Origin of the sequence: Kocuria sabuli (assembly GCF_040981185.1) — a bacterium.
Taxonomy (GTDB): domain Bacteria; phylum Actinomycetota; class Actinomycetes; order Actinomycetales; family Micrococcaceae; genus Kocuria; species Kocuria sabuli.
Genome location: NZ_JAVHZE010000015.1, coordinates 55,466 through 76,149 on the forward strand (window position 1 = coordinate 55,466; position 20,684 = coordinate 76,149).

The following is a 20,684-nucleotide window of genomic DNA, read 5'->3' on the forward strand; positions in this document are numbered from 1 at the left end:
GGGTGTGGTTGATGCCCGTATGACCCGTTCATAGAGGGGGTGCCCGCACACGCCCGTTCTACGCAACACTGGATGCATGGCCGGGAAGAGGGTCGGGTACGCTCGGGTCTCCACCATCGAACAAGACCTCACCGTGCAGCGCGAGGCCCTCCTACGCCTGGGTGTGGCCGAGGGCCGAATCTACGTGGATCACGGTCTGACCGGGGCGAACCGGACCCGTCCAGGGTTGCGAGAGGCGATGGCTGCCTGCTGGCCCGGAGACACCTTGGTGGTCACCAAGCTCGATCGCCTGGCCCGGTCGGCGCCTGATGCCCGGGACATCGCCGATGAGCTCACCGCCAAGGGCGTGGTGCTCTCACTGGGTGGTAGTCAGTACGACCCGACGGATCCGGTGGGCCAGTTGCTGTTCAATGTGCTGAGCATGGTCGCGGAGTTCGAGTCCGATTGATCCGGATGCGCACCCGCGAGGGCATGGCCATCGCTCGGACCAGGGGCCGGTTGCGGGGCAAGCAGCCGAAGCACTCTGCCCTGCAGCGGCGCCATCTGATGGCGCTGCATGAGCAGGGTGAGCACAATCAGGCCGAGCTGGCCGAGCTGGCCGAGTTGTTCGGGGTGTCGAGGGCGACGATTTACCGCGCCATCCAGCGGGAGAGCGCCAAGATCACCCACTGAGAGCCCAGATGGCCGTTGGCTGCGGCAGCTCCCGGATCCGTCGGTACAGCGTCGCCCTAGATGTGATGTCCAGGGAGGTTGTCCCGCCTCGCGGCGGTGAGTGGGGCTGACAGGGGAAGACCCCCGGTAGTGAAGTGGAGCTGTCTAGTTCACCGCTTCACCAACCGGAGGTCTTCGTGTCCCACGAATGACGCCGTCCTGACTCCTCGCACCCGTTTGCGGCTGGCCCGGTTGATCGTCAACGACCAGTGGACCTATGCCGCAGCGGCCAAGATGTTCATGGTCTCCCCCCGCACGGCCAAGAAATGGGCCGATCGCTACCGGGCCGAAGGCCCGGCCGGGATGGCCGACCGCAGCTCCCGCCCGCACACCAGCCCCACCCGGACCCGCCCGGCACTGGTGCGTCGGATCGTCGCGCTGCGCTGGCGCCACCGCCTCGGACCGGTGCAGATCGCCGGCCGTCTCGGCCTGCCCGCCTCGACCGTGCACGCGGTACTGGTGCGCTGCCGGATCAACCGGCTGTCCCGCCTCGACCGCGTCACCGGTGAACCTCTGCGCCGCTACGAGCACCAGCTCCCAGGCTCGCTGATCCATGTCGATGTCACTAAGTTCGGCAATATCCCTGGTGGAGGTGGCTGGCGCTACGTCGGCAAGCAGCAGGGCGACCGCAACCGCGCAGCAACCGATGCCCAGCGCCGCAAAGGTCAGGTGCGTGGCCCCGTGATCGGGACCGCCTTCGTGCACACCGTGATCGATGACTACTCGCGGGTGGCCTATGCCGAGATCTGCGCCGACGAGAAGGCCGACACTGCCATCGAGGTGCTGCGCCGGGCCATCGTCTGGTTCGCCGACCGGGGCGTGGCCGTTGTCTCGTGACGGGTCTGGTAGAGGCTTTCATTCCACGAAAGGATGAGAGTCATGGGAGCACCGAGGAAGTACCCGGACGAGTTGCGGGAGCGCGCGACTCGAATGGCGGTGGAGGCCCGGCGGGACCCGGCGACGAAGGCCGGGGCGCTGGCCCGGATCGGGCAGCAATTGGGGATCAACCCGGAGACCTTGCGCAACTGGGTCAGACAGGCCGAGGTCCACGAGGGGTACCGGCCGGGAACCACCACTGATGACGCCCAGCGGATGGCCGAACTGGAGAAAGAAGTCCGGGAGCTCCGCAGAGCCAACGCCATCCTGCGGTCGGCCTCGGCTTTCTTCGCGGCGTGAGCTCGTTCTACCCACACAACAGGTAGTGGCTTACATCGACGCTCACAAGGGTGACTTCGGGGTCGAGCCGATCTGCCGCGTCCTCACGGAGGCCGGGACACAGATCGCCCCGAGCACCTACTACGTCGCCAAGACCCGGCCACCGTCAGCGCGGTCGGTCAGCGACGCTGCCACGACCACGGTGATCGCCGAGGTGCACGCGGACAACTACGGGGTGTACGGGGTCACCAAGGTCCACGCCGAGCTGCGCCGGCAAGGTCATCGAGTGGCCCGGTGCACGGTGCACCGGCTGATGCGTGCGGCCGGGCTGCGCGGGATCAGCAGGGCCAAGGGGCCGCGCACCACCGTGGCCGGCACGGGCCCTGACACTCGACCGGACCTGGTGGAGCGGTCCTTCACCGCCACGGCACCGGATCGGCTGTGGGTCGCGGACATCACCTATTGCCGGACCTTCGCCGGCTGGGTGTACGCCGCGTTCGTCGTCGATGTGTTCTCGCGCAGGATCGTGGGCTGGCAGCTGTCGACCTCCCTGCGCACCGATCTGGCCCTGGACGTCCTGGAGATGGGGTTGTGGACCCGCGCCCGGGAGGACCACGACACCACCGGGGTCGTCCACCACAGCGACAAGGGAGTTCAGTATGTCGCTGTGCGCTACACCCAACGCCTGGTGGAGGTCGGGGCGGTGGCCTCGGTGGGATCTACCGGGGACTCGTACGACAATTCCCTGGCCGAGGCGTTCAACTCGTTGTTTAAGGCCGAACTGGTCCGCAACCGGGGCCCCTGGAAGAGCATCGACGATCTGGAGATCGCGGTGGCCGAGTACATCGACTGGTTCAACCACCGGCGCCTGCACGGAGAGATCGGACTCGTACCCCCGACAGAGTTCGAGGACGCCTACTATCGTCACCACACCGCCCCGGCAACAGCCGAAGCGGCAGTACCGAGCCTCTACTGAACCCGTCACGGGACAACTGCGAGGGTTCTTATGCGCACCATTACTCAGGTGGTATGGGATGCATGCTGTTTCCGGGGCAACTGGTAAACAGGCCTTACAGGTCGTCTTCGCGTACTGAGCGTGGGCGCCCGCGCAGTCCTGCCCTCCGTCCCAGGAGCGTGCTGAATCGGATGTCGTTCATCCGTGCGTCAACCTCACCTCAGTGACGCGGTAGTAATCACGGCTGAGTGACAGACCGCAGAGACGATAGTCCTGGTCAGAACACTTTCTAGCGCTACACCCGCCAACTAATCCGAGGGGCTGGGTCATCGTTACGCCGATCCTTCCTCTCCGCACTCCGCCCACACGACGGGTCCAGTGCTGGTCGAGACAACCGTCACGACCGGCAATGCCACAGCAGGCTACGTGGGGACCAGCCGAAAGAGCATCTGAAAACTATTTTGCACCTCGACCACAAGAGGCGGAGTAAGGGTTTTTCTCGCGGCCGATGCGTCGAATAACCCCACCACCTATTGAACATCTGACCGGGTTCCACCCCGGGACAGGAACCCGCCGTTGGCGGCCGTCCTGCCAATTAGACCCGTTGCTCCATGCACCAGCCGGAAGGTGAATCGCATGCCCACCACCGAGTCTCCACTGCCCCGTGAGCAACCGGACTCACCACCTGATGTGACGCCGGGTCCTGAAACGGACGGCACGGCGCCCACGACCGTCCACTACGACGTCGTTGCCCTACAGATGACGATCTACTACAACCGGGAGGGAGATCACGACCACAACGGCATGCTCTTCGCGCTGTGCGACAACCTCCCGATCCTGCGGTACATCCGGGCCTTGGCGCAGGTGGGACAGCGGAGAGGACCCTCGGACGGCAAGGAGGACGTCGATCTGGGGAAGCTGTACAAGGAGGCGTGCGACCGCGCGAAGATCATCAAAGTCGATCTGCCCATGACGCCTGCGCAGGCCATGCAGCCCCATCCTCTGGTCCGCCCCCTGGTGCTGCGCGCCCGCCGCGGGCAGCAGGTGACCGTGACCCTGCACAACGAGATCAAGGACCGCGCAGTGGGTCTGCACCTCGTCGCCGGCGGCTATGACGTCACCACCTCCGACGGCTCCCACGTCGGAGCCAACCCCTCAAATCTTGCCCCGTTCGGGGGCAAGCGGGAGTACACGTGGACCTGTGACCACGAGGGGGTCTTCCCGTTCCACGACGGCGGTAACTACTCGGGCGCGGAGGACGGTACGAACGTGCACGGGCTCTTCGGCGCCCTCGTCGTGGAACCGCCGGGCACGACGTGGCGGGACCCGATCACCGGTATCGCCTCTCACGGGGAGGACGGGACAGGGGATTTCCAGCAGCTCGACGGGCTCTATCTCGATGTGATCCCGCCGGGCATGAACCCGAGCAAGGACGAGGAGTCCACGACGACGCTGGCCGACCACAAGTGGCGGGCGCCGAAGGAGCGGGCCTGTTTCGAGGAGGAGGCCCACCGGGAGTTCGTGGTGTTCTTCCACGACGAGCCGGAGTACGTGCCCGCCCACGATGCGCTGGAGACCAGTCCCTGCACCGCGCACGATCACGGCGGCGGCCACGGAGGGGGTGGGCACGGCGGCGGACATGAAGAGCTGCCGATCATGCCCATCTCCTACCGTGCCGAACCGATGATCAACCGGGAACGGACGATGTGGAGGTGGATGCGCACCGGTCACGTCCTGGAGCGGCCGGTGCTCAACGAGGAGCAGCACCACAGTTCGTGGATGTTCGGGGACCCCGTCACGCCGATCCTGCGGGCATACATCGGGGACCCCGTCCGCATCCGCCTGGTTCACACCGCGGTCAAGGAGACGCACGTCTTCCATCTGCACCTCTATGAGTGGCACGCGGTGGCCCAAGACCCTGATTCCCCACGCATCGACGCCATCTCCATCAGCCCGCAGACCGGGCACACCATCGACCCCCTCTGGGGGGCGGGCAACCGCCACCAGGTCGCCGGTGACGTGATCTTCCACTGCCACCTGTACCCGCACTTCCACGAGGGCATGTGGGGCATGTTCCGCACCTTCGAGACCCGCCAGGACGGTGGGGACGGCGATGTCTTGGCGAGTGAGGACCCGGTGTACGCCGGACGGCGGATCGGACGCTATCCGGACGGCACCCGCATCGAGCGGCTCCTGCCTCTGCCCGACCGACAGCCCCCGCCATCGCCCACCCCTGAGCAGCCTGGTTACCCGCTCTACATCCCCGGGACACCACAGCAGAAATCGCCCCGTCCTCCGTGGCCGGATCGTGAGTTCACTGAGGAGGAACGCTCCTGCAATGAGAAGGACAGGCACGCCTCCGAGCTGCCCTGCGGGGTGACCTCCCTGCGGGCAGCCGACATGCCGGCCGACTTCGACTACCGCCCGGTCCCGACATCCCTGGAGAGGGAGGCGTTCAACGCCCTGCCGGTTCCTGGGGAGTTGTTCACCCGCAACCGATTGGCCGGGCAACAAGCGCAGGAATGGAAGAAGCCCGAGACATTGTTCGCTGAGAACATCTCCACCCAGGTGTGTCACGACATCGTCGTGGCGCGTCGGCGCATCGACTACAACAGCCACGGCTGGCACGATGATGACGGTCATCTCTACTACCTGGCCGCAGAAGGCGACCCGGCCGACCGCCCCGGGCCCCTCGAGCCGCTGTTCTTGCGCGCCCAGCACGGGCAGATCGTGAACCTGACCATGCGCAACGACACCCCTGAGGTGATCGAGGAAACCGAGTTCGACCACGCTTTCCCGCCGTGCCCGGCGCTGCCGTGGGAGGGCGAGTGCGCCCCGCACGTTCACATGGTGAAGTTCGACCCCATCTGCGCCGACGGGGCGAGCGTGGGCTGGAACTACATGAGCGGGGCCAGGCACGGACGCAAGATGGTGTACCGCTGGTGGGCGGACCAGGAGTACGGCACGATCTTCTTCCACGACCACCTGTTCGCCAACTACCGGCAGAAGCACGGGTTGTTCGGGGCCCTACTCGTGGAACCCGCCGGCTCGCGCTTCCTGCGCCACATCGAGGCCGACCACGACATCGTCACCGGCGTCCAGGCGCTCATCCAACGCCACCCTAAGGACATACGTCAGCCGCGCTGGTTCCGCGAGTTCTGCATCGGAATCGGTGACTTCATCCCGATGTGGGACCGCCACAACCGGGCGCTCAACCCGCCGGCGCAGCCCGGCGGTCACGGAGACCAGGGCGTGATGGGCCTGAACTACCGCAACGCACCGCTACGGGAACGCGGCGGGGATCCGGCCAACTGGTTCAACTCCCGCGTCCAAGGCGACCCGGACACCACCATCTTCACTGCGTACGCCAACGATCCCGTCTGGATCCGCCTCCTGCAGGGATCACACGAGGAGTCGCACAGCTTCCAGATCCACGCGCTGCGGTGGCTGCGCTTCCGCGAGCAGGTGGACTCCATCATCCGCAATCAGCAGACCACCGGACTCGCCGAGGCCTTCACCTTCATCAACCAGGCCCCGCTCCACCGCGGCGACTACCTCTACAAACTCTCCGGAGCCGACGACATGTGGCTCGGATGCTGGGGACTGATCCGCGCTCTCGACAAGCCACCTGCCGAACTACCCCCCGACCTGGTCACCCTCGAAAACACCCACACACCGAGGCACGCCACAGAAGAGACCGCCACCTCAGCAGACGTCACCGCGACACCAGGACCCCCACCAAAGGAGCGACTGTTCCGGGTCCGGGCCAGGCTGGCCAACCTGCGCTACCGGGACGACATCATCGACCCGTACGCACTCATCTACGAACTGGTCGACACCTTCGACGAGCCCTGCCCGGACCCGACTACACCGGAGGATCTGGAACCCCTGGTGCTGTGGTGTCAGGAGGGTGATCAGGTGGTGGTGGAGCTCCAGAACTGCCTTTCCGTTGCCCCCTCTGCTGGTCTGCGCGTCGAGCCCTTCGCCCCCGAGGTCCCCGTGGAACGGGCCGACCGCCCCGTGTCCCAGCAGGTCTCACTGCACGCCGATCTCGTGACCTACGACGTCACCCAGCACGACGGGGCCAACGTCGGGTTCAACCCACCACAGACGGTCCCACCCGGCCAGACCCGGAAGTACCGCTGGGACACCACTCGCCCCGCCGGCAGCAATGAGCCGCTCGGACCAGTCCTGCTGCAGGACATGGCCGATGTCCGCCACCACCGCCACCACGGTCTGGTAGGAGCCCTTGTCGTGCTGCCCAATGACGCCACACCTCATCCAGTAGCCACCACCCCGGACCTCGAGGTGGAGCAGTGGCACGGGCCGCACGTGACCGTCACACGCAAGGGAACCGAGCTCCCCGCCGAGGAGCAGGTAACTGAGCAGATCGTGCTGCTGATGCAGGACGGGCTTCGGCTATTCCTCAACAACAACGGCAAGCCCGGCTTCCCGCTCCCTGACCCCCCGGAAGAAGTCGGTGAAGCAGAAAAGGAGGACCAGGGCCAAAAGGGGTTCAATTACCGTGCTGAACCCATCGGGCCGATCTTCGACCCACGCGGCAGCGACTACTCACTCCACAAGGAACCGGCTACCCCGGTCTGGGAAGTGCCGGCCGGACGGAAAGTGCGCTTCCACCTGGTGGGCGCCCTCGACAAGCCCCGCGCCTACAGCTTCACCATCCACGGCGTCACGTGGCCAGAGCACCGCTTCCGATCAGATGCCGGAGCACAGACGGCATCCATGGTCTCGGCCGAATCTGCCATCAGCTCGGGTAGCGCCCGAACATTCGAGTTCACCCCCACACACGAGGGCGACCACGCCTACCGCAGCGGGGTGCTCAAGTGGGCCGTCCCTCAGGGCATGTGGGGAATCCTCCGGGTCGGCCCCACGGTGGGCACCGATGGCCACAAAACGTCCACCAGCACCGATCATCCTGAGTCGCAGTGAAGACACAATCAGATGCGGATCAGGCCACCTCGACCCCTATTGAACTCGGCCATTGGAAGAGGGGTGGCCCTGACTTCACCACCCGATGATCTAACGCGCAAGGGGAGGATAACGAGCGTGACAGTGGGCAGCAGCATCGACAGCAGCATGACCTCGGTGCGGTTCTAGTGCAGCCCGAGTCATTGGAAGCACAGGATCCAGAAGATGGTCCGCTTCAGGAGCTAGCGGTGCCTGCCCGGACGAGGTGTGGTTTCGATCCCGGGCAGGCGATGCGGGTCTTAATTCTGGCCAAGGGGTGGGACGTGAAAGTCGTCGCCAGCTACTGGGCCATGCCGCGGTGAGCACTACGTCCAAGTACCTGAACGGGTTGTCCGGGGAGCTGTCGGTGGCGGTCAACGCCCACCCCTTCACCCTCGGCCCGCGCCAATAACCTCCTGCCCGGGTACAGCTGGACGCTCGTCTGGACGTCCAGTACACGAGCCGCACCACCGCGTCGGTCTACGCCCTATCGGTGTCGGTGGCCGTGACGCTGACGGCTGCTTTCGCGTCCAACGCCGTCGACATCATCGCCAGCGAGTTCGACGGGACCTGCCAGCCGCGAGGATCCCGAGGTCCGCTCCGGCCGGGCACCGGTCGGTGCCCGGCCTGGGCCGTCGGCGGTCGCCGTGGCCATGGCGAGCCCGGCGTCTTACCTTGGGGCTATCCCCGGAAGGAGGCGATCATCTCTTGGACCTGTCGGTGCTCCACCGAGGACGCGTAGTCTTTAGCCTCCTCGAGGGTGGCGAAGTCCCGGGTGGAGCTGAAGATCACCGGGCGGTAGTAGATCTCGTTGGGAGCCAGCACCCCCGTCTCGATCAGTCCCACGCCGTACATGACGAAGGGGAGCATCTCGGTGGGCACCGGCACTTCGGCGTCGGTCAGGGAGGTCACGACCCGCACGTTGTCCGACCACTCGTAGGCCTGCCGGAGCTCGGGACTTTCCGTCAGGTCCATGGCCACGGTGCGCACCACGAAGTCCCCGCTGTTGGACAACGGCTCATCCCCGGGCACCTCTTCCAGGTGGAGGACCGGCGGCATCGTGCAGTCCGGGCCGCACACCGCACCCCAGGTCAGGAAGACGCCCAGGGACGCGATCGGCGCACCGTTCTCGCCGAGGACCGTCGCCGTGCCGCCCACGTCCGTGAAATCCTCGCTCACCGTCCATGCGGAAGGGTGCTCGAAGGCGATTGCCGCGTCGGCGACCACTGCCGAGTACGTCGTGAGCTCGGCCGGCTCCTCCGGCGGGGAATGGGGACAGGAAGTCACCCCGGACGGTGGGCTGGGAGCGATCGGTCCTCCGGCGTCGGCGGGGACTCCGGTCGCGGTCAGAGCGAAGAAGGCCGCCGCCGCTGTTCCGAGCACCCGGGGTGATCGTGATCGGCTTGTCCGTGACATGGTGATCGTCCCCCGTTCCGGAACCGTCCGCGTCGACTGTCGGCGCCGGGCACAGTCCCGAGAACTGCAATCTACGCGCGGGTGCATGGACCGACAACGGCCTGGGCGCAAGCGTCGACAAGTCGTTATGCAGGGGATGTCAGTTCAGGCCCGCCCGCCAGGTGCCCGCGCCGGCGGTGGCGGCTCATGGCTGCAATCCGTTTCCACGACCGGTGGCTCACCACCCGTGTGTGCTTCCTCGTGGCCATCACGGCACCGTCCATGACGAGGGAAGGCGCAAGCAGCGGCTGAGCGTGTTTTTAGATCACTTGGTGAGCGTTCCTGGGTGTCCCCGGGCGTGGTTCAAGGGCCTGTGGTTGTTCACGCACGGTCCCGGTTGAGGGACCGGTCGGTGTGGTGTGGTTTTGTCCATGCTGCAGCTGCCCGTCGTTCAGCGTCCCGGTCGAGCGGCCGGGAGCCTCCACCCCGCAGGCTGCGCTCCAGGGCCACCAGGACGGTGAGCACGACCACCGCCACCATGACCTGCCACTGCCCTTGCACCGCACCGAGGCTCCCGGCGGCGTTCCAGGATGCGTGCTGGAGGCCGATGACCAGAACGCTGCCGCCCGTATCGAGCAGGTGCATGCCCAGCAGGTAGCGATAGAAGGGCACCAACAGAAACAGCAGCGCGATGTTCGTGGCGGTTTGGCGGTTCCAGCCCTCGGCCAGGTACAGCGGCAGGTGAATGCCTGCGAAGGGCAACCCGGTCAGCAGCGCAGCGACCAGCAGCCCGTGGCGGGCGGTGAGCCGGGTCTGGAGGAACCCGCCCCAGGCGGACTCCTCCCACAGGTTCAGCACCAGTGCCCCGAAGATCAGCGTGTTGAACAGGTACCACCCCGCCTCGGCCGCCCAGCCGGCCGGCGGAAAGACCAGGGTGCCGGTGGCCGCAGCCAGCCCCAGCGTGAGCACCGGCATCCCCATCAGGATCACAGCCCACCGCCCGACACCGAAGCGCCAGGCGAAAGCCCGGCGCAGCAGCCTGCGGACCGCCCCCGGTCCGTCGGCCAGGCGGGTGACCAGCAACGCCGAGCCCAGCAGACCGATGTAGTTCAGCAACAGCAAGAACGGCTCCCCGGGCAAACCGGTGAGCACCGGCACAGTCAACGCCGTCCAGCCCAGGGTGAGTGCCAGGACCAAGAAGACCGTGACAGGCCGGCGCCGAGCCGGGGAATCACCTGCGGGGCGACGCTCGGTGTTCCGATGCGGTGGAGTCGGCGTGGTCACGGTGTACCTCCTGGGAAATGCCTGCCGCTTTCCCCCGTGCCCCGCCCGACAGGGGCCACCCGGATGCCCTCCTCCGGGTTCGCTCCGTAGGCCCTCGCACAGGTGTTTCGCCCTTCAGTGTGCCCCCGCGTCCCGGCCCTCCGCCCAGCTCGAGGCAATGTTTCAGGACCCCACCCACCGAGGCATCGTGGACCGGGCCGTCCGAGCCCACCCACCAGAACAGGTCCTACGAATCGGCGATCAGCTCCGACAGTCCAGGTCGTATGCGCCAGCAGTGGTCATTGACCGGTTACGAGCCCTTGCTGCGACGTTGGGTGCGCGAGATCGTCAGCGACGTCTGACTTAGCAACCCTGTACCGAGCTCAGGCCAGAAGCTGTGCCACATGTGAGACAGCTTCCGCTCCGGGTCCTGCACACGAGGCGGTCCTCCGCCCGGCCATGGTGAGTGCATCGAAACTCAGTCCCTCCTGCTGGGGTAAGTGCTCAGGATGCGGGGATGGGGGTTGCGTGGCCGCTGACGGTGGCCGTGTGGGAGTGCAAGGTGACCTCAAGGGTGCTGGGTCGTCCCATGTCGGCGCCCTGGTGGATAACAAATGAGTCTCCGGGGGTGATGCGGTCCAGGGAGGCGAGGTAACCGGCGAAGGCTGCCGCGGCGGCCCCGGTGGCAGGGTCCTCAACGACACCGCCCCATGGGAAGGGGTCACGCGCCTGCCAGGTTCCTGGCCCGGTGGAGGTGATGAGCTGAACGGTGATCCACTGGTGTTCCCGGCACAGGGCTTTGAGGGCATCAAAGTCGTAGTCCAGGGTGCGCAACCGCTGGGGATCACGGCTGACGAGGATGGGGTGCTTGTTGCCGCCGAAGCCGATGGCCGGCGGGTATTCGGGGTCCAGATCGGCCTCCGACCAGCCCAATGCCTGCAACAGGGCATCCAGGTGTGCCGACTGAAGAGGGAAGCAGTCCAACGGAGGACTTTCCAAGGTTCCGGTGGCGCCGGTGGCGTCGCGATCGGCGGTGATCCGGACGATCCCGACGCGAGTGGCGAGCTGGTATGCACCAACTCCGGCCACGTCCCCCAGGGCTACGGCAGTGGCGATCGTGGCGTGACCGCAGAAGTCGACCTCGCCCTCAGGGGCGAAGTAACGGACCGGGATCACGGTGTCCTGGGTGATCGGCCCGGTGAGGAAAGCGGTCTCGCTGTAGCCGACCTGCGCGGCGATGCCCTGCATCTGGGCCTCGTCCAAAGTGGCGGCATCCAGGACGACTCCAGCGGGATTGCCACCGGTGGGTGTGTCGCTGAAAGCGGCGTAACGGCGGATGCTTGATGCAGGCCAGGTCATGGGAACTCCCTGTGCTAGATATGGCAGAAATCAGATACCAGCTGGATTGGTCGGGTCGAGCGAGTCGATGAAATGGGCGGCGACACCTGTCACCATCTCAGTGTCCACCGCCAGGGCGATCATGACCCTCTGCATGCCCTTGGAGACGCCACATGTGAAGCACGAGCGTTTCGTGCTGTTCGATCGGGCCCTCGAGGGGCGCCGACACGAAGACTCGGAAGGCCCTGACAGGAGCTCCCAGATGGGTCCATGGTGACCTGCTTCAGGATCGCGTCGTAGTAGCGTAATAACACGACACGGTATGCTGACCCGGATGCCCCTCCCCTGACTATCCCAGGGCTACCGTGGCATCGCCTGCGGTTGGATGCCACCCCAGTCGGTAGCGTCCGTGGTCTCCACCCTCCGGCGACTGTGTTCGTCGGGCGCGAGGTCCGGAATGGGCAGCCCGACACGATGAACACGACGAGACTAAGGCCTGGTGGTCACCCACCATCCCAGAGGAGTGCTGTCATGGCCCTGCCACCGATACCGACCGAGATCCCGCTTCCCGATGCAGCGGAGCGCTACTTGGAGGTTTGCCGGCGGAAGGTGCTGATCCGGCGGTTGTCCCCGGCCACCGTGCGCAACTACACCGCAGACCTGCACCGCTTCCTCGAGCTCCTCCCTGACGCTGAGGCGCACACAACCGAGTCGGTGACCGGGCTACACATCGACGAGGTCCTGCTTGCCTACGCCAACACCGCCGATCACCGCCGCAGACCGGGACCCGGTGAGACGGTTCAGGACCCGCGGCGGCGAATGGCCACCACCGATACCAAGGCCGCCGGCTCGACGCTGCGGATGCGCCGGAGTTTGTCGGGATTCTTCGCCTACTGCGTCGACCAGGCCTTCGCGACCGTCTCCCCCATGCGCACCTCCGAGATGGAACCCAAAGACGAAGGCAAGCTCCGGGTTGAGCGCACCTCCTTGGACCTCGAACAAGCCCAGGCCCTGCTCACCCACGGACCCGGCGACGACACCACGAACGTCCACCACGACCGTGACGCCATCGCCCTGGCCCTGATGGGGGTACTGGGATTGCGGGCCGGGGAGATCGTGGGCCTGGACACCGACCACTACACTCCCGCCACGCCCAACTCCCCGGGCTCCCTGCAGATCTACGGCAAGGGCCGCACCTGGCGCACGGTGCCTCTCCCGCCGTGGCTGGAGGCGGTGATCGTGGCCTACCGAGCTCGTCTTGGCTCCGCGGCGCCGGCCGCTTTGCTGCTCTCTCCCACCGGCAACCGTCTGGCGGTGCGCGACATCGAACGGCTGCTCGAACGGGCCGTGAAACGCACCCGTGCCGCGGACCCGGCCCACGCGAGGGCAGTGGTCCCGCACGGGCTGCGGCACACCGCAGCGACCCTGATGCTGGCCGAGGGCTGGGACGTGAAAGTCGTCGCCCAGCTGTTGGGGCACGCCTCGGTGAGCACCACCTCCAAGTACCTGGACGAGTTGCCCGGGGGGCTGTCCGTGGCGATCAACGCCCACCCACTCATCCCAACCCAACCCAACCCTAGGCACGGGACTGCCCCACGATCGGAAGTTGCCGCGCAGGCGGTAGCTGACTCATGACCACAGCCGGGAAGCCACCGCAAGCAGCTCCGGCACTCCGTCGGCAACCTCTTCATGGGGCAGGGAGGGGTCTTCCTGTGCGGCGCGTGATCGTATGATTTCACGGGACCCGGCCTCTAATACGCACTCTGCAGCAAGCAGTTCCCAGGACTCCCGGCCTGTGGGCAGGCCTTCAACGGACATCCAACGCCTGAATAGAGCCTCTGGGCCGGTTCCGCCTGGGCCTGTCCGCGCCGACCATCGTGCTGCGTCGAAGCAGGAGGTCCCATAAAGCGCGGAAGCGTCAAACAGGATGAGACTCCCTCCCCGGGTGCCCATGTTGGCCGGGGCCAAGTCGCCGTGCAGAGGAACGGCCGGTGCGCTTGTGTAGCCGGCAACGGCCCTACTCAGCCACGTGGAGGGAATATCTAAGCCCGATCGGCCTAAGGCGACCACCGATTCCTTCCACCGAGGCACCATGACCTCATCGAGAGGGCGGAGCACCGGCGCCAATCCGTGAGCTGGGCGGTGCATGGTCTTGGCCATGCGTGCTAGTTGGTCGACGAGTTGCAACTCGTCGACGGGGAAGCTCATAACTGGGTGTAGGTCTAGGTATTCCATCACCAACCAGCTGCAACCAATCTCCTCACCACACGCTAAACGCGGAACGTTCACGCCCCGGGCCCGCCACAGTTGCTGGATCGGTCCCTCTCCCCGCGGACCGTCTCCGTAAACCTTCAGAACGACTTGGTGCCCCAGTTCTGCGATCGGTAAGTCCTTCTTCACGAGGAAGCGGTAGAGCACCCTGGGCTTGTGGTCAAGGGCCAGTGCCCCCAAGAACTGACCAAGACCTAGCTGATCCTGCAGTCCTGGCAGCATCCCAACGACGCGCTCGAACACCGGCACCTTCTCAGGCGCGTCTTGGGCCACGAGCAGACGCTGAGCCTTGATCGCTGCCGACAGTTCTGCAGATTGGTCTGCCAAGCTATCGCCTCCATTGTCCGAGTAGGCTCTGGCCAAGATACTTTGCATCTGCAGACGGGAAGGGTGGATGGCACAGTGAGCGGCACGGGACAGCACCTTAAGCCAGTCACCATGAAGATAGTGCTCGTCCTGCTTCTTCTCGGCGCATTTTTGGTCGCAGTCAACGCAAGCCGGGCAGCTCCGGAGAACTGGACCACTGCTGACTGGGGAGCCCTGATAATATCAATTATACTCAGCGTCTACTTTTTTATTTTATCCCAGCTCATTAATAGTAACGCGCAGAGACGCGCTGAGGCGGTGGCCAATGCAGAACTCCTTACATCCAGCGGGCTGTTGGCAATGAACAGCGCCCGCAGCCTATCGGGGTCAGAGTCATCGGCATTGCGGGTGGCAGCGGACGCACGGGCAGCCTTGCAACACTATCCGTCAGCAACGGAGGCCAAGAAGACGGACACCGTGAATGTGAAGGAGGACCTCGTGAAGTCAGTCATCGACGCCTACATCGATCTCGCCTTCTCAACATTCCTGCACTCCGGCAACCTAGCGCGTTCGGTCTGGACACGGTTGTGCAAGGGGACCGCGGCCGTTGTGGATGACATAGATCGATTGGCCTTCGCAGACTCAGGCCACCTAAAAGATGCCAATCTCGCGTCCGCCGCGGACCACGTTGGTTTCATTGAGCTACTCGGTCGCGCCTTGCGCAAAGACGCCGAAAAAGATCTGCCTTTCCAGGGCAGCCGTCGCCTCACCGCCGTCTGGGACAAAACAAAGTTGCCATACTCCCGGCGACACCAGGGCCATCGATCAGACAAGGATGAAATCCTTTACCGTCTCAAGCGTTTCGAGACACTGTACAAATACGAGCTGACCGTCATGCACGACTGGGAGATGCTACGCAGAAATGCAGAGAAACTTTGTTGCGAAGTTGAGCTCGTCAATGCCGCAGCAACCGACGAATGGTTGGCGCCTTGGTACGTGGGGCAAGGAACCGACGGTCAGCCAAAGCCCGTCAACGTCCTGGGCCGCGACCTCAACGAGCGGGCACGATACGACAAGCTAGAGGCTGATGACTCCACCCCGCGATGGCCGGACCCACTTCTGCACGGCAGTCTGCCTCAGGGCATGCGCACCACCAATGTTGACAATCTGCGACATGTGCTAGAGAAGCTGCCCTCACCCACAATCTGTGTGCTCGCCTACGACCTATGCATCGACACGAAAAGCGGTAAGACAAAGCGGCTAGTGCTAGACGGGAACCACCGCTTGGCAGCGGCCCGCCGCATATCCCTGGAGCATAATTCCCGCTTGGAAGATCGATCGCCCTCCCAACAGTTCAAAGTCCTCACCTTCTTGATTCGCGAACTGCAACCCGTCAACGACTGGAGCGCATCCGACGAACAGAAGGAACCAGTTCGCTGGAAAGGCTTCACGCCAGACATCGGACTAATTCGCGGTATTTGGCGTCCTAGCTAACCCCGCGACCCACATCTTGTTCCACATCTGGATCTCTTGTCTTGTTCCACAGCTGGGTCCCTTGACGCCTCCGACAGCAGTTGGCGCGAGTGATGGCAAGCACCAGCAGCATGCTATGAACTTCAGCCGCCCAGGCGAGTCTGGTGCTGGCCTAAACGAAGCCATGGCGGAACGGCGGATTCCGACCGTCACGGCAACAACAGGCCGTCGATTGCCCCCCGGCAACACCGCAGCCACGGGGCGGCTCAGAGCGTCAACGGAAATCAGGACGTTTCCCATGCTCGACGGGGTCCATTCCAGGGTGGACCGAGTTCTGAACAGCGCGGGGCATCTCCACCGTGCACCGCCCACCAGGTCGCGGGTCCGGTCGTCACATCCACCAGCTATTCGCATTGGTGACCGACCGGTAGAAAGATATGAACCACCCCCATCCCCGACGCCGGCCGGCCCTTGTCTGCTCTCGAAACAGCCCCGCCCCCTCCCCCAGGAGCGATATGACCTTCCCCCCTTCTTCGCCCCGCCACGTCCGCGGCCGCAGCGCTGCGGCCTGGACCTCGGCGGCCATGGCCATGGCCCTGCTCACCGGCTGCTCCAGCACCCCGGCCGAACCGGGCACCAACCCCGCGGTTGCGGCAAGCCCGACGACCTCCCCACCTGCGGCCTCTTCCCCCGCGGCGTCCTCCCCTGCCTCCTCCCCGGCGGCTCCCAGCGCTGCGGCCGAGACCCCCACCACCACGCCGGCTCAGACGCCGCCGCCGGCGACGCTGGTCGCCTCTTCCGAGGCGCTGACCGCGCTCAACGGGCTGACGGTCGCCGCCCGGGGCACCATGTCCGACTACGACCGTGAAGGGCTCTTCGGCTCCTGGATCGACGCCGACGGCAACTGCGCCGACACCCGCCAAGAGATCCTGGCCCGTGACCTCGACGACGTCGTCTCCACCGACGGGTGCCGGGTCGACGCCGGGGTCCTGGACCCGGACCCCTACACCGGGGCCACGATCACCTTCGTCCGCGGACCGGCCACCTCCTCCGAGGTCCAGATCGACCACGTCGTGGCCCTGGGCAACGCCTGGATCACCGGCGCCCGCAACCTCACCCAACACCAGCGGGTGGAGCTGGCCAATGATCCGCTGAACCTGCTGGCCGTGGACGGACCCACCAACCAAGCCAAGTCCGACAAGGCCGCCGTTGCGTGGCTTCCCCCCAACGAAAGCTTCCGCTGCGAGTTCGTCGCCATCCAGATCGCAGTGAAAGCCAAGGACGACCTGTGGGTCACCGCCCCCGAGAAGACCGCGATGACCCAGGTGCTCACCGACTGCGAAGACCAGGAGCTGCCGACCGACGCGACCGTGGCCATCGGGGACATCGCCGCCAACGCCCCGGCGCCGGCAGAGGAGGCGCCTGCGCCCGCCCCGGAGCCCATAGCCCCCGCACCTGCCCCGGTCGAGGAGGCGCCCGCGCCCGCCCCGGATCCCGTAGCACCGGCACCGGCGGTCCCGGGTGTTCCGGCCGGCGGATGGGCCAACTGCACCGAGGCTAGGGCCGCCGGTGCCGCCCCGATCTACCGCGGCTCCCCCGGCTACGCCCCGAAGCTGGACCGCGACGGCGACGGGGTCGCCTGCGAGTAGCAGGCGGCTACCCGCGCGAAAGCCCCCCCACTCCACACCTCTGCGGGCTCAGGAGGGCGGGAGCTTCCACGCCACCAGCCGGTGCTCAAGGGGTCCAGGAAACCCCGGGTTGCTGGGGTCGCCCCGCGGTGAACGCCTCACGCACCGCCACCTGCTGCTGCTCGACCGGGGCGGCCTCCGCTGCGGCGACGACCGTGACGAAGGCTTTGGTGTCCTGTACCAGGGCGGTGATCATCTCGGGGTTGTCCACGGCCCAGGTGTAGACGGTGGCGTAGTCGACCGGGTGGCCGGCGGCCACGACAGTACCGTCCTCAGCGATCTCCACAGACACGGGCACGCTCCTCTACTGGGGTGGACTGCTGGTGAGCTCGAGCGTAGCTAAACCACCAGCACCGGCCCCGGTGCGCCACACCGTGTGGCGAGTCTGGCCCGCGGCTGCAGGGCCGCACCTCGGGGCCCGACTGGCCCACCCCCATGAGCAACCCAGATCGGACGTCACCTGATCGTGCGGCAGTCCCAGCTTCGGGGTGCTTCTGATCCATGCCTTGTCCGGGGACCAGGAGCCATCCGCGCACGGTTCGACCTCGGTCTACTCCGCATCTGCTGCCCGCTCCTAGGCAACGCCCTTAAGCCGTCGCTGAATCGCCCCGACCACTGAGTGCGGATCCTCGACCGAGACCACCACCGCTTCCTCCATGGTGATGATACGCACGCTGGATCCGCCCAACAGGTAACCGGTGGACCCGTCATCCATCAGGCGCCGGCCGGTCTGCCACCCCGCGGTACGCGGCCCGGCGGCCACCTCGGTGATCCGTTCGTACGAGATTCTGGTCCTGCGCCACCCCAGCCGGATGTCCACAGCCTGCTCCTCCAACCTGATGACGACCGTCCGGTTCACCACCATCCAGTAGGTCAGCGAGCCGACCACGTAGAAAGGTGCGATCGTCAGGTGCCACGGCCCGTCGGGCAGGGAAACAAACACCAGCGTCAGCACGATGAGGAAGGCCACCGCGACGGCGATCCGAGGGCGCAACGGTTGGAACGTGACGAACTGTGGGATCCCCTCATCGGCACGATCGGTCATGCCCTATGATCGCCGGCCGCCTCATCCAAGAGAAGATCCGGCGACCTGAACGCCTGACAAGGCCGGTAACGGCAACGGCTGGACCGTCATTGGACTACTGCCCGGAGGCAGTTCTGATATGCCTGGACTCAACTCGAACGGGAGTGAGCAGACATCCTGAGGACGGCCTCGAAGAGCTCGTGATGCTGTGCAGTGGCTACGCTGGTGCCGCTGGCGCCGAGGAGGCACCACCACCCTCCGATGCACCACCCGGCAAGCCACACGCCGCGCCCCCTAGGTGTTGCTGTTGGACTGGCCGCGTACGGCGTGGGCGATGGCTTCCGCGGCGATGACGATGTCGGTCGTGGTGGTCCACCGCCCCAGCGTTAGCCGCAGGGCTGCCAGCACGTGCTCCTGGGCGAATCCCATCGCGCTCAGCACCGGGGAGGGTTGATGGGTCCCGGCGTGGCAGGCCGAGCCGGTGGACGCCGCGAGTTGCGGGCACCCGGCGAGCACAGCGTGGCCCGAAGTGCCCGCGATGCTGATGTTGAGGGTCTGCGGCAAGCGTGGGACCCCCAACCCGTTGTTGAGGTGCACCCGGTGGGGCAGTCGTTGCTGGAGCTCCCGGTGCAGACGGTCCCGCAACCCTTCCAGGCGCGCGGGCTCACCGGCGGACAGATCGGCAGCAGCCAGTTGCGCTGCCGTGCCCAGCGCCACAGCGTAGGGCACGTTCTCGGTGCCGGCCCGGTAACCGCCCTCCTGGCCACCGCCGCTGATGAGCGGATCCAGTCCCACCCCGTGGCGGACATAGAGGGCGGCGATGCCCTTGGGGGCATAGATCTTGTGCCCGACCAGGGTCAGCAGGTCCACCCCGAGCTCGGTGACATCCACCGGGATCTTGCCCACGCTCTGGGCCGCATCCGTATGGAACAGCGCTCCGTGCTCACCAGTGATGCGCAACAGTTCAGCCACCGGCTGCAGGACGCCGGTCTCGTTGTTGGCGTGCATGATCGACACCAGCACCGTCTCCGGGCGCAGCGCCGCCAGCAGGTCCTGCGGATCGACCAGCCCCTGGGCGTCGACGCCCAGCACGGTCACCTCCGCCCCGTGATGGACCTGGGCGTAGGCGCAGGCGGCCAGCACCGCGGGGTGCTCAGTGACCTGGGTGATCACGTGCGGGTGCCCGAGCCCGGACCGTGTCGCAGCAGTGACCACCCCGCGGATGGCCGTGGCGTCGGCTTCTGACCCGCTGCCGGTGAACAGGATCTCCTCCGGGGACGCCCCGATCAGGGCGGCCACCTGAGCCCGGGCCCGGACGAGAGCGGTATGGGGCTGCCGGCCGTAGAGGTGCGCACTGGAGGGATTGCCGAAATGCGTGCTCAAGTACGGGACCAGCGACGCCACTACCCGAGGATCCACAGGCGTGGTCGCGTTGTAATCCAGATACACCGCAGAATCCACCAGCGCCTGAGACGTCTCAGAGAACAACCTCACCGCAGCCTCACCAACGCCCATGGGAACACCGTAACGCGGAAACACGGCCCCTGACCTCGTGCCGACCACATGAGTGAAGTGACGGCGGCTGATATCTGCGCCACCGCTCCCGGAGTCGAGTGAGCCTCAGATTGTCGAGTGCGGGAGCCCTCGCATCCGCCAATACAAGGTGGCCCGCGACATCCCGGGCGACCTGGGTGGTCGTCTCCCCGGACTCGATCAGCCGCACCACATTGCGGATTTGGGGATCCGTGAAGGTCTGGCGACGGCCACCGAGGTCCTTGCCGGCGGCCCTCCGTTTGGCCACGGAGTCGGTGATGCGTTCGCCCTTGATCTTCGACTCCATCTGCGCCAGAACAGCCATCATGGTGCAGACTGTCGAGCCCTCCGGAGTGTGGGTGTCCACGTCTGCCCCTCCAAGGTTAAGCACCCGTAGCTGTCGACGCCGGACGAATACTGAGCAGATGCGACGGGTCTGGTTCTAGCGGTCACCGCAACACCTCGATCAGGAGGTGCCAGAGGGGCGAGCCGTTGAATCCACCGAGTTGAATGACAAGCTAAAAGCTGCCGCGGGGGACGTACCCCATGCGCCTGCTCACGCGCAGACCGGCTTCCTTGAGGTCCTCGACGACGTCGGCCATCT

The 20,684-nt window shown here is 65.9% G+C and carries 13 protein-coding genes and 2 pseudogenes; 7 read left to right on the top strand and 8 right to left on the bottom strand.

The annotated features are described in order from the left end of the window. Nucleotides 1–76: 76 nt before the first annotated feature. The 4 genes and pseudogenes from RE027_RS13865 to RE027_RS13880 all read left to right on the top strand — a co-directional run bounded on the left by RE027_RS13865 (nucleotide 77) and on the right by RE027_RS13880 (nucleotide 7,771). A pseudogene (locus tag RE027_RS13865) lies at nucleotides 77–672 on the top strand (recombinase family protein). A gap of 129 nt (nucleotides 673–801) precedes the next feature. Further along, nucleotides 802–1,539: pseudogene (locus RE027_RS13870) on the top strand (leucine zipper domain-containing protein); the annotation flags it as partial. Between the two features lie 51 nt (nucleotides 1,540–1,590). Further along, a protein-coding gene (locus RE027_RS13875) for an IS3 family transposase (protein ID WP_438612439.1) occupies nucleotides 1,591–2,842 on the top strand; the annotation gives its coding sequence in 2 pieces (ribosomal slippage) (nucleotides 1,591–1,878 and nucleotides 1,880–2,842; 1,251 coding nt in all). 615 nt (nucleotides 2,843–3,457) lie between these two features. After that, nucleotides 3,458–7,771: a multicopper oxidase domain-containing protein gene (locus tag RE027_RS13880; protein ID WP_368808862.1), complete on the top strand. Its 4,314-nt coding sequence runs from the start codon at nucleotides 3,458–3,460 to the stop codon at nucleotides 7,769–7,771. 699 nt (nucleotides 7,772–8,470) lie between these two features. Here the strand turns inward: RE027_RS13880 and RE027_RS13885 are convergent. The 3 genes from RE027_RS13885 to RE027_RS13895 form a co-directional block, all read right to left on the bottom strand. Continuing rightward, the gene (locus tag RE027_RS13885) at nucleotides 8,471–8,968 is read right to left on the bottom strand and encodes a hypothetical protein (protein ID WP_368808863.1); all 498 of its coding nucleotides are present in this window, start codon (nucleotides 8,966–8,968) and stop codon (nucleotides 8,471–8,473) included. Between the two features lie 597 nt (nucleotides 8,969–9,565). Further along, complete coding sequence (locus tag RE027_RS13890; protein WP_368808864.1) at nucleotides 9,566–10,468, bottom strand: CPBP family glutamic-type intramembrane protease; 903 nt, start codon at nucleotides 10,466–10,468, stop codon at nucleotides 9,566–9,568. A 483-nt stretch (nucleotides 10,469–10,951) separates the two neighbouring features. Beyond that, nucleotides 10,952–11,806, bottom strand: coding sequence for a PhzF family phenazine biosynthesis protein (locus RE027_RS13895; protein ID WP_368808865.1), 855 nt, complete (start codon nucleotides 11,804–11,806; stop codon nucleotides 10,952–10,954). Nucleotides 11,807–12,316: 510 nt separating this feature from the next. Between RE027_RS13895 and RE027_RS13900 the strand changes: the two genes are divergently transcribed. Then, nucleotides 12,317–13,420, top strand: coding sequence for a tyrosine-type recombinase/integrase (locus RE027_RS13900; RefSeq protein WP_368808866.1), 1,104 nt, complete (start codon nucleotides 12,317–12,319; stop codon nucleotides 13,418–13,420). Here RE027_RS13900 and RE027_RS13905 read toward each other — a convergent pair. Further along, entirely contained in the window at nucleotides 13,415–14,329 is a 915-nt protein-coding gene (locus tag RE027_RS13905) for a protein kinase family protein (protein WP_368808867.1), read from the bottom strand. The two genes, RE027_RS13900 and RE027_RS13905, sit on opposite strands and share 6 nt — an antisense overlap. Before the next feature lie 165 nt (nucleotides 14,330–14,494). Between RE027_RS13905 and RE027_RS13910 the strand changes: the two genes are divergently transcribed. Further along, nucleotides 14,495–15,856 carry a ParB N-terminal domain-containing protein gene (locus tag RE027_RS13910; RefSeq protein ID WP_368808868.1) on the top strand — a complete coding sequence of 454 codons (1,362 nt, stop codon included), beginning with the start codon at nucleotides 14,495–14,497 and terminating at the stop codon, nucleotides 15,854–15,856. 494 nt (nucleotides 15,857–16,350) lie between these two features. Then, complete coding sequence (locus tag RE027_RS13915; protein ID WP_368808869.1) at nucleotides 16,351–17,484, top strand: excalibur calcium-binding domain-containing protein; 1,134 nt, start codon at nucleotides 16,351–16,353, stop codon at nucleotides 17,482–17,484. Nucleotides 17,485–17,569: 85 nt separating this feature from the next. Here the strand turns inward: RE027_RS13915 and RE027_RS13920 are convergent, their stop codons facing one another. From RE027_RS13920 to RE027_RS13935, 4 genes are all read right to left on the bottom strand, one after another. After that, nucleotides 17,570–17,815 carry a hypothetical protein gene (locus RE027_RS13920; protein WP_368808870.1) on the bottom strand — a complete coding sequence of 82 codons (246 nt, stop codon included), beginning with the start codon at nucleotides 17,813–17,815 and terminating at the stop codon, nucleotides 17,570–17,572. Nucleotides 17,816–18,097: 282 nt separating this feature from the next. Then, nucleotides 18,098–18,568, bottom strand: coding sequence for a hypothetical protein (locus tag RE027_RS13925; RefSeq protein WP_368808871.1), 471 nt, complete (start codon nucleotides 18,566–18,568; stop codon nucleotides 18,098–18,100). 273 nt (nucleotides 18,569–18,841) lie between these two features. Then, a complete protein-coding gene (locus RE027_RS13930; RefSeq protein WP_368808872.1) occupies nucleotides 18,842–20,062 on the bottom strand; it encodes a cysteine desulfurase family protein in 1,221 nt (406 codons plus the stop codon). Beyond that, on the bottom strand, nucleotides 20,049–20,471 hold the full coding sequence (locus RE027_RS13935) for a recombinase family protein (RefSeq protein ID WP_368808873.1): 423 nt from the start codon (nucleotides 20,469–20,471) through the stop codon (nucleotides 20,049–20,051). Before RE027_RS13935 ends, RE027_RS13930 begins: the two co-directional genes overlap by 14 nt. Nucleotides 20,472–20,684 lie beyond the last annotated feature (213 nt).